The following is a 14337-nucleotide window of genomic DNA, read 5'->3' as shown; positions in this document are numbered from 1 at the left end:
TGCGCCCCTTATTTCTTGTGACGAATACGCGGGTTAACTACGCCATAGAGCACATCTACCAGCAAGTTAACTAAAATAATCATGATCGCGACCAGCAACACCCCACCCTGTACCACCGGGTAATCTCGGCGTTGCAAAGCATCCATCAACCAGCGCCCTAATCCCGGCCAGGAGAAGATGGTTTCCGTCAAAATCGCGCCCGCCAGCATGGTGCCAACCTGCAAACCAATCACGGTAACCACCGGCAATAAGGCATTGCGCAAGGCATGGACCACAATCACTCGCATCCGACTCAAACCTTTGGCGCGCGCGGTACGGATATAATCCTCGCCCAACACTTCCAGCATTGAGGAACGGGTCATACGCACGATAACGGCGAGAGGAATGGTGCCTAATACAATCGCTGGCAAAATCATATGCATCACAGCATCTTTGAAGTCACCCGGCTCACCCCAAACTAAGGTATCTATCAGCATAAAGCCGGTCAGCGGTAGGCTATCGTCGAGGAATACGGTATCACTGACACGCCCCGATACGGGGGTTAGGTTCCATTGCACCGAAACCAGCATGATCAGCATGATGCCCCACCAGAAGATAGGCATCGAGTAGCCAGTCAGGGAGATCCCAACGGCAGTATGGTCGAATATTGAACCGCGTTTGACTGCTGCCAACACACCGACCGGGATACCCACCGCGATAGCAAATAGCATCGCACAGATACCCAGCTCTAGTGTCGCTTTGAAGCGGGGAACAAACTCTTCCCAGACAGCAATACGGCTTTTCAGCGAAATGCCGAGATCGCCATGTAATACGCCATTCACATAATGGAAGTATTGTTGATAAAGAGGCTTATCCAGCCCCATTTCCGCCATGATTTGAGCATGACGCTCGGTGGAGATACCGCGTTCCCCAGCCATGATGGTCACCGGGTCGCCCGGGATCATATGAACAAAAGCAAAGGTCAGCAAAGTAATGCCGATAAACGTTGGGATAACTAACCCCAAACGTCGGAGTATGAACTGCAACATATCCCGAACTCTCTGTGTAGAATGCCGGGCCGCTCGTGGGCAACCCAGCTTATTAAACCTCCCCAATAAGCTATTTTACTTGCCATTTTGACCTAGGGCAGTGCTCACCACCGTCACGTACTGCGTGTACGCTCCGGTGCTTGCGCGCTGTCCATGCCCAAAATTTCTGCGACAATAACACTTATTGGGAGAGGTTATATGGCTCACATCTGTATCTGTCTTAACCTAAATAAGAAACCGGCGAATATGCGTATGCCACACATTCACCGGTTGTCTACAAGGTTAAAATTAATCCAGGGACACGTTCTCGAAATGGTGTTTACCCAACGGATCAACCACATAACCTTTCACTTCTTTACGCACTGGCTCATACACGGTTGAGTGAGCCACAATCAGCGCGGGCGCTTGATCATGCATCACAACCTGAGCTTGTTTGTAAAGTGCGACACGTTTGTCATGGTCAGACTCAGCACGCGCTGGCTGGATCACGTCTTCAAACGGCTTATAACACCACTTGGAGTAGTTAGAACCTTGTTTGGCCGCATCACAGCTGAACAGGGTGGCGAAGAAGTTATCCGGGTCCCCATTGTCCCCAGTCCAACCCATCATCACAGTTTCATGTTCGCCGTCTTTGGCACGTTTGAGGTATTCGCCCCACTCGTAAGTCACAATTTTGGCTTTCACACCCACTTTCGCCCAGTCAGACTGGATCATTTCAGCCATACGACGTGCATTTGGGTTGTACGGACGCTGAACTGGCATTGCCCACAGGTCGATGGCGAAACCATCTGGCAGGCCGGCTTCTTTCAACAGCTCTTTCGCTTTAGCAGGATCGTAAGCGTAGTCTTTCACATCATCGTTGTAGCCCCACATAGTTGGTGGGATCAGGTTTTTGGCCGCCTGGCCAGCACCTTGATAAACCGCATCGATAATCGCTTGCTTGTTAACGGCCATGGTCAGCGCCTGGCGAACCTTGACGTTATCCAGTGGTTTTTTCTCAACGTTGAAAGAAAGATAACCGACATTCAGGCCCGGTTGCTCCATCAAATTGATGGTTTTGTCTTCTTTCATGCGAGCAATGTCAGCCGGGTTAGGGTACGGCATAACCTGACATTCATTTTTCTGCAATTTCGCGTAACGGACAGATGCATCTGGGGTAATAGAGAAGACCAGACGATCAATTTTCGGTTTGGTGCCCCAGTAGCCATCAAATGCTTTGTACAGGATGCGGGAATCTTTTTGATACTGTTGCAACTGGAACGGGCCGGTGCCGATAGGGTTCAAATCGACTTTTTCCGGTGTGCCGGCTTTCAGCATGTTGTCAGCATATTCGGCAGACAGAATTGACGCAAAGTCCATTGCCAGATCGGCCAGGAATGGAGACTCTGGACGTGCCAGTTCGAAGCGCACCGTGTTGTCATCAACTTTAACGATATTGGTGATTAAATCACCCATACCCATACCCTGGAAGTATTCATAGCTGCCGCCAGATACTTTATGGTAGGGATGTTTATCATCTTTCTGACGCATGAATGAGTAAATTACATCATCAGCATTGAAATCGCGGGTCGGTTTGAAGTCTTTATTATCTTGCCACTTCACCCCTTTACGCAGGTGGAAAGTGTAAGTCTTGCCATCTTCACTCACTTCCCACTTCTCAGCCAGACCGGGTTCAATTTCGGTAGTCCCGAGTTTGAATTCAACCAGACGGTTATAGATAGGAACTGAACTTGCATCATAAGTCGTGCCAGAGGTGAAAAGCTGCGGGTTGAACCCTTCCGGAGAACCCTCAGAACAATATACCAATGTTTTCGCTTGTACACTGGCCGCTACGGTCAGTGCAATCAGCCCAATACCGAATTTCAGTATCCCTGTTTTTCCCAAGGAAATCGTCATCGCTTGTGCTCCATTATGGTGATGTGTGTTGTGTGTACGGCCAAGCCCTATAATTTTTTCGTCCGTGGACTGTACCGTTTTGGCCTATTAACCGCAGGGATGCGGAATTGAGATGTCGGATAATTGTTATCGCGACAGCAACTTTGAATGCATGAAATCACCCAAAATTACTCTCGATGACTACCCCTGAGGGTACCAATTTGGCAACAGTTGGTGGCAACGTCAATACGGTCTGAGTGGATTTATCAAGACAATGAGAAACAGTATGCAAACATAAAAAAAACTTCTCGTTAACATTATCAGCATTAAAATTTATGCTATTAGCTGTAAGCTAGTTGCATTAACTGGCTAATGAAAATAAAGCAGTTGTAACATCCAGTGACAAACAAAAAAACTTTGTTGCCAAATGCTGTATATCTGTTCAGATTTTTTTGTAATATCGATAGAAAATAGAGGGAAATGCTGTTGTGACAGCCGATAAGTGACGTGAACCTTGTCACATACAGCCGGAATCTCAAACATTTTGCGTGCTGTTAAAAAAGCGAAATGTTGGCCCAGTTATCCATGTTAACCCAAAGCAGATATGGCTCTCAGATAGGGCGCACCATAATGACGCCCCAAATCAGTGCATCATGCCGTCAAAGTAAAAGAAGTGATGATAGATTCGAGCGGCTGAGTTCATTTAGGGCTTAAGGGTTCGGATAACATCGAGGCCACCATGTATCACGCCCGCATCACCGGGGAATCTTTTATAACGTAACTCTATATCACTAAATGCACTGACGATCCTGCCTTTATTATTGCTTAACTCATTAGTATCAATCAGGATATTTTGAGAGGTAATGATATTCCCATAATCATTATCGACTGTTTTTGCTTTGAGCTTTATATCAGCAGCTCCAGCACTCGCATTCGTCTTGATAACGCCCTGCATATTATTAATTGTGTAGTCAGCGGCAATGGATATTAGCCCACTGTTAGTATAAATACTGCCTGTTTTATTATTAAAATTATGTCCAGAAATTCTGATACCAAACTTCTCACTAGCCTTATAATTCAAGCCTTGTCTATCGCTTTTTATTCTCCCACCGATATTATCTATGTTACCGCTGCTTCTTAATTTAATTTTCGGTGCAGATATTCTTCCATTGCTATTATTAATAAATGAGGTTGATATAAGATTAGCTATTGTTCCAGCATCGATTGTCCCTTTGTTTTTTATGCCTCCACTTTTTGCAAAAATTAATATTTTATTAGCATACATCCCGCCAAGTTGAGTAACATCAACGGCAATATTGGTTTTGCTATCATCGATATAGTCATATATCGGCTTGATATTTAATAATTTCCCAATCGGAGCATAATTAATATTAAGTTTCCCTGTCGTAACAGCGATATCGCCACTCCTTACTTCACCATCTATGATGAGCGAAGTTGAAAACAGATCCAGATAAGTATCAAAATCATCGTTATGCCTCAAGCCATTTTTATCAATACTAATATTGCCTTGCGCAACATGATACCCCATTAAGTTGCCAGCCCGACTAAACACCGGTGTCCCGGTGGTGAGCGTGACATGGTTGGTATTATGAAATTGACAACCATTGCAGCGAATTCCCGATGGATTAGCAATAATCATATGAGCGGCTGGACCAACAACCGTTAAACTTCCATATAATTCGGTTTGTTTATCTGAGGTCACTTCATTTAAAATAACCTTTGCAGATTTATCAACCAGATTGGGGTTACCAACAAAACCTGGCCCATCAATTTTAAGATTGTTAAAAAAAATCTTATTATACCCACGACCGAATAATAAATTAAATTCTTCATATTTATTATGTGATATTCCTTGAGCAGTTGGCGTAGTGATATTAATAGTGGTGAAAACCGCTCCCTGACAATAAACATCTTGCGCCTTACAGTTTTTCTTCTCTTCAATATATTTATTTATACTTGGTTGTTGGTTTTTGGGTGCATGCGCATCAACAATCACTCTGGCAAATAAATAAGGACTTATGTAAATAAAAATACTGGTTAGAAAATAAATATATATTTTTTTCATATTTACCTTAAATATTTTACTCAATTAGCTAATATTGCCAATTGAGCATAAAACCCAAAACAACTGGATCAGTATTAAAATGAGCTGGTTTATCAAGTGGGGTGCTAATATTGAAGTCATAACCCAAGCGTCGATAATATCCCCGAACGCCTATAACAGCACCAACCAGACGATCGCCCAGTAAAAATTGCCCTCCTTTGTCACTCACTTCACCATAATCCAGCCCTAAATAGAGTTGATTCGCAAGTCGCTGATTTATCCAGGCGATGTCATTTTTTAAAAACCAACCTTGTGGCCCCACAAGTGCATTACCGGTAGTAAACCCGCGCACTGAATTTCGTCCGCCAATAGAAAACTTATCCTGCATAGTGACAGCCGATCGCGTGTATTGCTGGCTAAATGTCGGCTGATATTGGAAATGCTGTTCACCCAACATAAAAGGAATATTCAGTGAAGCGGTCAAATTAATCAGCCGAGCCGTTGAGAATGAATCCCTGCCCGGTGGCAGGCGCGCGCCAAACCATTGGGTTCCTTGCTGATAGCTAACTCCGCCACTAATGGTCGCCCAGCGAGTATAGTGAAGATGCTGCAACCCGAGTTGCCAGTCAACAGTATCCGACCGCTGGATTTCCAATTCTATATCGGCAAAAAAGCGGTTGAACTTACGGATTAACGCCCCGGTATAGCCCACTGTTTTATAGTTAGAACCTCGCATCAGCAGCCACTGAATTTGCATATCCAGTGATCGCCAATACGTATGATATTTATACGCGGTATTGGCCACCAACAAAGATTGGTAATAGGCTCCCTGGCTGGCCGCCATACTCAATAACCAATACCCAAAAGGGATTGAATAATGCAGGGCAAAATTGTGGCTCCCTTTATCATGATGATTATCCAGCTCACGACTGGCGGAGAAATAAGCCAAATCACTTAGCGATAATGGACTATCAAGAAATAAAGTAGCACCAGCACGATAACGGCCAACACCATAATTCCCTGCATCATCGAGAAAAGCATTCATGCGCCAGAAACGCGACTGCTGGCGAGTCACCATAATCTGGCTACTCAAATCCTCAGGATTTAGCACCACATCCATAGTGGCATTTACCGAGGGTAAACGCTGTAAATTATCCAAGCCTTGTTCAAGGTTACGTAAATTAACCAAATCCCCCTGCCGGCCAGGAAACACAGTATTTAACTGAGCATAACTCTGGCTATCTTCATGGTGTTCAATGCTCGCCAAGCGCCCAGGAATTAAAGTCAGAAATAAAGTGCCATCCACATAGCTATCTTCGGTAAAAACCGCATGCGAAGTAATATAACCATCAGTAACCAATTGCCATTGGAGTGTGTCGCGTAGAGATGATAGTCCTTTCTCATCTAAACAATTGCCTTGAGCCTGCTTTGCCCATTGTATTAAGCGCCCTGCATTCGGAAAGGCATCAATATTCATCAATTCGACACGCTTAATAACCAGACATGACGAATCATCGGAAGATCCAACGCCTGTAGGTATAGTAAGCTGGTTAACTTTCGCATAAGCGGCAAAGGGCATAATCGATATGAAAATAAAAAAAGACGATAAGACGGCTATTTTCCCCATTTTTTCATAAAATATTAAAAGCTCCTGATTTATTATTCTCAGTCTCATGCAATAAACTCCACTTCAATTTGGCCACGCGTGAATTATGTCATCAGAACAATTAGCCACAACATGTGGCTAATGACTTAACCAATGCAGATATGGTTATTTGAATTTTTCAATGCGAAGTGATTGGGTTTATATTTCTGATTGTTTTATTTTTCCAACAAAGGAAGAAGTACCATCATTATTTTTAGTATAGTCGCCAGGGCTTTTTGCAAAACTTTCATTATATAAGAATACTTTCATCTTGTTATTAATAGAGTAAAGTTGTATAGATTCACCGGTCATATTCCCACCCGACTTATTTTTAATATTTCCTCTTGATATCATCTGAATCAAGCCTCTAGACTTAATTTCATTTGAATTTTTAATATTACCTTCTGCGATAATGCGTATTTTATTCGCATAAATTCCTCCTATGTTACTGACATCAACACTTTTAAAATAATCTGGTGAACTCAAATAGGAAATCAACGACGTTATACCCATTTTATTTCCAGCAGATGCCAACTTTATTTTATTTTTTCCGGCAATGATAAAGATATCATCAGCAGTAACATTGCCATTAACATTTAGGGCATTAGAGAATAAATCGAGATAGGCAGACTTCTCACCTCTCCCCTGGTGGTTCAGCCCCGACTGATAAGCTATGCCATTATTGATATTGATATCTCCATCTAATATCTTAAAACCTTGCAGCTTATTATGACGATTGAAGTACGGCAGACCCGTGGTCAGGGTCAGGTGAGACATGTCAGTAAATAAACATCCATAACAATCAATACCCGCTGGGTTGGCAATAATAACATGGGCATCCTGACCAAAAAGCTGTACTTTCCCGGCTAAGTAGCTTGCATGTGAAGATCTCACCTCATTTAAAATAATAGTCGCAGATGACGTAACCAAATTTGGATTACCATTTATTTTCTTGGACAACTCATTATTAAGGATAACAACATCCTTATGATGGGGTGCATCAAATTTTGTATATTTATTATGTGACAATCCATTTTTATCTGGTGATTGAATATTTATTGTAGTTCTTTCACCACAGCCTATGGTAGAACGACATGGAGCAAGAGATAATTTATTAGGTTTTATTTTGATATCTGCCTGTTGGTTTTTGGCTGCGGTTTTATCCGCAATGATATTCGTGGCATGAGACAATGAAATACCGCATAGCGATAATATTATAGAGAGCGGTAACAAAGATAATCGTATTTTGGTATCACCATTAATATAGTTCATATCATTCCTCTTATAGTATTGTTAATATGGTTATTATATTGTGCACGCTAGTGGTTAAAACCGATATCAATTAGCAGCTTTAAATAAGAGGAAGTCAATATTATAAAATATATCTTACATATTATAAAATATATATCGAAATAAATTAGTAATGTATAAAATATTTATTTTGCAAAGATAGAGACGAAAAAAAACCCTGATATTGCTATCAGGGTTCTTAAATTTGGTCGGCGAGAGAGGATTCGAACCTCCGACCCACTGGTCCCAAACCAGTTGCGCTACCAAGCTGCGCTACTCGCCGAATTGGGGCGCATCTTACTGCTACGACTTTGGGCAGTCAATCACTTTTTAACAACCCGCTGGTGACTGTTGTTAAAAGCATCACCAGCGGTTAAAACTGAATCAGTTGAATAAAAATCAAGCTTCAGCTTGTTTCAACTGTGGCGCTTGTGCCCGTAAGAATGGCAATAAGAAGAAAGCAGATAAACAGGCAGCAATGGAAATAACGACAAAGAAACCATTCCAGTGCCAAATCTCCATAATGCGAGCAATAGGGTAACCTGATAAAGCCGCACCTAAGTAGGCGAATAACCCAACAAAGCCAGTGGCGGCACCAGCAGCATCTTTATGTGAACATTCAGCGGCTGCCATACCAATCAGCATCTGAGGGCCAAAAATAAAGAAGCCGATAGCGAAGAAGCACCCTGCCTGCAAGACATAACTGACTCCCGGCATAATCCACAATGATGCGACAGAAAGGAAAATGCCAATAGCAAATATCAGATTCATCGGCCCACGGTTACCGCGAAACCACTTATCTGACCCCCAACCTGCAACCAGCGAACCAATAAATCCGCCCACTTCAAATAATGAAATTGCCGAGTTGGCAGTCATTAATGAATAACCTTTCTCTTGCGTCAAATAGAGGTTACCCCAGTCATTGATCGCGGTGCGGACGATATAAACCAGCACATAAGAAACCGCCAGTAACCAAATATATTTATTGGTTAATACATAGCGCTTCACAATCTCTTTATTCGATAACCCCTGGCCTTCAGATTCTTGTACCAGCTCCATGGCATCATTGCGCCACTTACCCACACTTGGCAGCCCCATAGTGCTTGGTTTATCACGTAACCGCCAGCACATCAGTAAACCGATCACGACACCGATAATGCCAGGAATAATCATGCCGTAGCGCCAGCTAAAGTGCAGAGAAATAAAGCCCACCAACAAGGGAATTAACGCACCGCCAAAGTTATGCGACGTATTCCAAATTGCCCACCAACCACCACGCTCTGAACGGGAATACCAACTGGTTAAAATCTTAGAGCATGGCGGCCAGCCCCAGCCCTGGAAGAAAGCATTCAGAATCCATAAAGCACCGAAGACTAACAGTGACGAGCTCATACCAAACAGAATATTAATAATCCCGGTCATAACCAGGCCAATACCCATAAAGTAACGCGGATTTGACCGGTCACTGATCATGCCCGATATAAATTTAGAACAACCATAGGTGATATAAAATAGCGTACCCAAAACGCCAACATCCGACATCGTCAGCCCTAAGTCGCTAAGCATGGCGGGCATAATAAAGTTGAAGCTTTTGCGGGTGAAATAGAAAGCTGCATAGCCGATATACATCGTCCACATCAACTGAATTCGCCAATATTTATAAGACGAATCGATTTGCGCTTGTTCCGTCACTGGCGGCACGTTATCGCGACTTTTGAGGAAAAACCACATGTGAACCTCAGAAAATTTTTTAAGTAGAGTCATCATGTTCCTCGCGCGCACCAAACTAATGAGAAAAACACCGGTAAAAAACGAGAATATTTCTTAGTTTTCATTAGATGGCAAAGAAATTGTGGGTAGGATCACATTTAAACAGGTGCCATTATCAACACTCAGTGTAAAACTGCCACCTAATGCACTGACCCGCGACTGCATACCTCTTAAGCCATAGCTCGGTGTTAGTGTCGCCAAATCAACGCCTTTCCCATTATCACGAATCGTCAACGTTATCTGCTGTTTATCTTGCTGCGCATTAATCTCGATACGGCTGGCAGCCCCGTGTCGATACGCATTGGTGATCCCCTCCTGGCAGATACGATACAGTGTGATTTTCAAGGTCTCATCCATAGGGCTATCATCGACTTGCCAGTGCAATACACCGACAACGGATTGATCCTGTGGAATAAGCTCACGCATTAATGCTGCAATAGCCGCCGATAGCGGCAAGTTATTTAATGCCGCAGGCCATAATTTGGCTAAAACATCATGGACGCCATCATAAACCCGCAATGCCAGTGTCTCTATCATCCCGGCACTGGTTAGTACTGTCTCCTGTGTAGACAGTCGCTTGATAATACTGGCCTGAGTACGGATAACCGTTACCGTCTGTCCGACCTCATCATGCAGCTCACGCGCCACATTACGACGGGCTTGTTCTTCTGCCACCACTAAGGCTTTGGCTAATTCGCGGTTTTCATTCAGCCGTATTTGTAATTGCAGATTTAGCTCGCGCTGGCGCTGAATTCCGGCCCCCAGCAATAAGCCGGTCAAGCTTTGCGCCAAGAGTGATAACAGCAAATCACGGTGTGAATCTAACTCTGCCGGCGTGATAATCAATAGCACCATGCCATTGAGCAAAGTGGCCACCACCGCCCCTTGCCAACCATAGCGGTAGGACATAAATACAATGGGAATCGCCAGACAAAAAGGTGCGAATAAATACAAATCCGACTCGGTGATATGGTGTTGCAACCAGATACTCAACGCAAATAGCAACAGATACCACATGATGTGGTTCAAACGCAGGTTAATTGGTTTATGAATCAGTCCCGGTTCCAGTGGAGCCCAGATCTGGCGAACCAGGTAATGCCACAATAACAGACAAATTGGCGCAATCGTTAAACCGCCAACTAACCCCAACAATAGCGCCATCGCACCTTGTTCACTGGCAATTTGCCATCCTAATGCCTGTATCAACGCAGCACTAATAATGACTGCGCCCTGCATCAAGGGCCATTTCCATTCACTGTCATTTTTCTGGTGGCGTAATAGCCAAGGGGATGCAACAACTGCCAATAAGGTCGTCGCCAACAGCAAAGGAATTGCAGTCCATAACAGGCTATAAGAGTAACCAAACTGATCAGTGAGCAGCCACCAAAGTAATGCGTCACCCAACAGAATTCCCGGCCAATATTGTCGTGGGCTTTGCAATAAAATGCCCATGCGCAGACCAAAAGGGAATAGCAACATGGCCTGTAAAGGTCGGTCAACCAACTGGGTGCCAACAGACCATAAACAGAAAGCGGCGGTGATATAAATAAACAATAATGCCAGCAACATCATCAAGCGTTGCATCATAGATTCAACACCTGCTTGGCTAACTCAACATTATTACTGACACCCAGTTTGGCAAATAAGTTAGCGCGATGAACATGGACGGTTTTCGGTGACAGGCCAAGTGATTCCGCGATGTCACGCACTTCCATGCCTTGCGCCAGCAACACAGCAACTTCACGCTCACGGCGGGTTAGAGGATCAATAGCAACGCGAGCCAATTTTTGGGCAATTTCAGCCATTAAATAGACCCCGCCACTGCCCACAGTGCGGACCGCATTAACCAAATCTTCAGGTTTACAACGTTTGGAGAGAAACCCGCGAGCGCCGCGCTCTAGCGCCATTTCAACTAGCGCCGGGCTATCGTGCATCGACAGCATAATAACGCCCATACCTGAGGGAAGGTCTTTCAAGAGATCCAGACCACTTTCATCGGGCATCGAGATATCACAAATACAGATATTGGCCTGCAAGCCCGGCAATCCAGCTCGGGCCTGTTTCGCTGAACTAAACTCTCCTACCACCTGAATATCGTCTTCCAGAGCAAGCAGCTGGGCAAAACCTGAGCGCACAATGTCATGATCATCAATAAAGGCAACACGGTAAGCCATAGAAGACTCCAGCCGGTAGGGATTCGGGACTGGAGTATACCGCACCCTCAAAGCGACAATGAGATTGATATCAAAAATCATGCCGTATCAGATTTTACTTGCGCTAATTAATTATATTGCAGGCTGAGAAGGCCGGGCTGGCGCCTGACACCAGTTATTCTCTGCATTAATTCCGCCATCCGGCGAGGTATAACCTAAACAGCCCAAGATAGAGTCAAACAGCTCAACCTGACGATGACTTTTTCCGATACGCTGCTCTGCCTGTAGTTGCTCAAAAGCCGTAAGGCTTCCCGGTTGGGCCAGAAACTTATCTGACGCCCAAACCATCAATGGCACACGGAATTGCTCTGGCGGTGCCATTTCACGTGGCGTGCCGTGGAAGTGGGAATTATCGTCGATAGATTCACCATGATCGGCGGCATAGAACACCAGCGCCTTCTTATCACGCATTTGATCAATGACATTGGCAATAAACGAATCGGTGTATAGCACGCTGTTATCAAAAGCATTTATCAGTTGCTGCTTACTGCAAAAATCATCCACACCCATACATTCGGGCTGATAGCGAGCATAGCTACGAGGGTAACGTTGCGAATAGAGATAATGTGACCCTTTGGTATGCAGTATGACTAAATGCTTACCAACCGGATAACGCCCGAGTGACTCTTTCAATTCATCGACCAGCAGCATGTCATCTACTGGCTTATCATCGTTACGTTTCTCAGAAGCAATTAATTCCCGAAACGAATAATTATCAACGCTCGCATTATTGTAGAACCACATCTCGCTCTGCATGGCGAACAATTCAGAAGTGAAACCCAGGGATTTCATCACCGCGAACACATTTTGCTCTTTCAGTGTGCGCTGTGGGTTATCTTCCGTACCCCCTTCACGCACGAACATGCAGCGCAATGAAAGTTTGGTGGAGGTATCGCAAGATGTGCCACGAAAAGCCACTAAGTTCTTTTCTTTACTGAGACGTGGAGTGGTATCACGCGGATATCCCAGCAGCCCCATATGGTCCCAACGAGTTGTTTCACCAATAATAAACACAACATAGGTATCATCAATACCCGCTGGTGCAACATAAGTATGGTGTTCCGCGGGGTCATACAGCGTTGCCGCGTCATACTTCTCATCGTATTGAGTGTAAGCGTATAAACCCAATGCAGCCAACCAGTTAGAAGGCAAATATGAGTGAGCAACTACCCCGCCATAACTGGGTAAATCCACGGTTTTCAGTTGTTCATCCGCGTGCTGTACTTTATCCAGATAACGAATAGGTAACCAAACTAATGCGACCACCGCCGCCATCAGTAAGATTGGCTTAATACGCTGTCCCGGCGTCAAAAATTGCTCGAGTAGAGTGAGTCGTAAACTATTTTTCCAGATAAGCAGTAGAGGCAGTGCGCTGACGACCACCATCCAGATAATAAAATGGAGTCCAATAACCTCTTTAGACAGATCAGTATCCGTGGTCAAAACAGATATGACGATGCCGTAACCAATCACCACATTGAAAAATGTCATGTAATAACTGGCTGCAACAGAAATGAGTACCAGAAGAGTTGCGACTACGCGATAAAACCATCGGCCACCGAGGGAAATGATGCGCATAACAAAAAAGGTAAACAGAATAATCGCCATCACTTCGATGATAGCAGACACCACTTTTATGCCTTGAATACCTTGGCTAAAGGTGTCAAAACGACGATAAAAGACAGAGATATTCAGGAAAATACCAATATAAACAGCCAACAACAAAGAAATACTTTGCTGCGATAAAGATTTAACTCGGTCCATATAACGCAAGGTCTCCAGAGACACTATTTGCGGCTTGAATCAATCAGACAGTGAACCCCCCCTCAGGTTCAGTGTAAAGCCAATAAGCACGCTATTGATTTCAGTTACAAGAATTATCCTAACCAATCCTGGCTATTCAGTCTGGGAACTGGCGCATAGTCCGGTAAGGATATGCCAGCTTATTTATTAGGCAAATATTATTGCGGAGAGTATATGCCCACAAAATAATTTTTATGGGCTTTTGCGTGCGGAGATTGAATTATTTGATATTCAACGTGACATCAATATTGCCACGCGTGGCGTTGGAGTATGGGCAGACAACATGGGCTTTTTTCACTAAATCTTCGGCCACACTGCGCTCGATACCTGGCAAGCTGATATCCAGTTGAACTTCGATGCCAAATCCCGTCGGTATAGCGCCAATACCCACCGTTCCTTCGATACTGGCGTCATCGGGAATTTTCACTTTTTCTTTTGATGCCACAAATTTCAGTGCCCCGAGGAAGCAGGCAGAGTAACCCGCTGCAAACAGCTGCTCTGGATTTGTCACGGCCCCGCCTGCGCCGCCCATCTCTTTAGGGACGCCCAATTTTACATCTAATACGCCATCCGAGGAGGTTGCCCGACCATCACGGCCACCCGTCGCTTTAGCTTTGGCACGATATACCACTTTTTCGATAGACATAG

General features: G+C 44.4%; 10 protein-coding genes and 1 tRNA gene. All 11 read right to left on the bottom strand.

Features of this window, described 5'->3' with window-relative positions; translation table 11 throughout:
- Positions 1 to 8: 8 nt before the first annotated feature.
- Complete coding sequence (dppB, locus tag QSV56_RS15690) at positions 9 to 1028, bottom strand: dipeptide ABC transporter permease DppB (protein WP_019081650.1); 1020 nt, start codon at positions 1026 to 1028, stop codon at positions 9 to 11.
- 288 nt (positions 1029 to 1316) lie between these two features.
- Positions 1317 to 2924 (bottom strand): dipeptide ABC transporter periplasmic-binding protein DppA, encoded by a 1608-nt coding sequence (dppA, locus tag QSV56_RS15685; RefSeq protein WP_005174918.1) that lies wholly within the window; start codon positions 2922 to 2924, stop codon positions 1317 to 1319.
- A 682-nt stretch (positions 2925 to 3606) separates the two neighbouring features.
- Entirely contained in the window at positions 3607 to 4989 is a 1383-nt protein-coding gene (locus tag QSV56_RS15680) for a filamentous hemagglutinin N-terminal domain-containing protein (RefSeq protein ID WP_050915085.1), read from the bottom strand.
- Between the two features lie 28 nt (positions 4990 to 5017).
- Entirely contained in the window at positions 5018 to 6643 is a 1626-nt protein-coding gene (locus tag QSV56_RS15675; protein ID WP_050132222.1) for a ShlB/FhaC/HecB family hemolysin secretion/activation protein, read from the bottom strand.
- A gap of 129 nt (positions 6644 to 6772) precedes the next feature.
- Entirely contained in the window at positions 6773 to 7885 is a 1113-nt protein-coding gene (locus tag QSV56_RS15670; RefSeq protein WP_046694381.1) for a filamentous hemagglutinin N-terminal domain-containing protein, read from the bottom strand.
- A 224-nt stretch (positions 7886 to 8109) separates the two neighbouring features.
- Positions 8110 to 8186 (bottom strand) — tRNA-Pro (locus QSV56_RS15665).
- 116 nt (positions 8187 to 8302) lie between these two features.
- The gene (locus QSV56_RS15660) at positions 8303 to 9634 is read right to left on the bottom strand and encodes an MFS transporter (RefSeq protein WP_026018328.1); all 1332 of its coding nucleotides are present in this window, start codon (positions 9632 to 9634) and stop codon (positions 8303 to 8305) included.
- A gap of 93 nt (positions 9635 to 9727) precedes the next feature.
- Positions 9728 to 11260, bottom strand: a complete 1533-nt coding sequence (gene uhpB, locus QSV56_RS15655) for a signal transduction histidine-protein kinase/phosphatase UhpB (RefSeq protein ID WP_046051895.1) — start codon at positions 11258 to 11260, stop codon at positions 9728 to 9730.
- Positions 11257 to 11847 (bottom strand): transcriptional regulator UhpA, encoded by a 591-nt coding sequence (gene uhpA, locus QSV56_RS15650; RefSeq protein WP_046051896.1) that lies wholly within the window; start codon positions 11845 to 11847, stop codon positions 11257 to 11259. The genes uhpB and uhpA overlap by 4 nt, the downstream gene beginning before the upstream one ends.
- A 111-nt stretch (positions 11848 to 11958) precedes the next feature.
- Positions 11959 to 13650 (bottom strand): kdo(2)-lipid A phosphoethanolamine 7''-transferase, encoded by a 1692-nt coding sequence (eptB, locus tag QSV56_RS15645; RefSeq protein ID WP_046051897.1) that lies wholly within the window; start codon positions 13648 to 13650, stop codon positions 11959 to 11961.
- A gap of 259 nt (positions 13651 to 13909) precedes the next feature.
- Positions 13910 to 14335 (bottom strand): organic hydroperoxide resistance protein, encoded by a 426-nt coding sequence (locus QSV56_RS15640; RefSeq protein ID WP_004875517.1) that lies wholly within the window; start codon positions 14333 to 14335, stop codon positions 13910 to 13912.
- Positions 14336 to 14337: the final 2 nt, after the last annotated feature.

It is taken from the genome of Yersinia sp. 22-579, from assembly GCF_030433455.1.
Taxonomy (GTDB): domain Bacteria; phylum Pseudomonadota; class Gammaproteobacteria; order Enterobacterales; family Enterobacteriaceae; genus Yersinia; species Yersinia enterocolitica.
The sequence above is the reverse complement of the archived record's forward strand: the minus strand, read 5'-3'. Positions and strand labels throughout refer to the sequence as shown.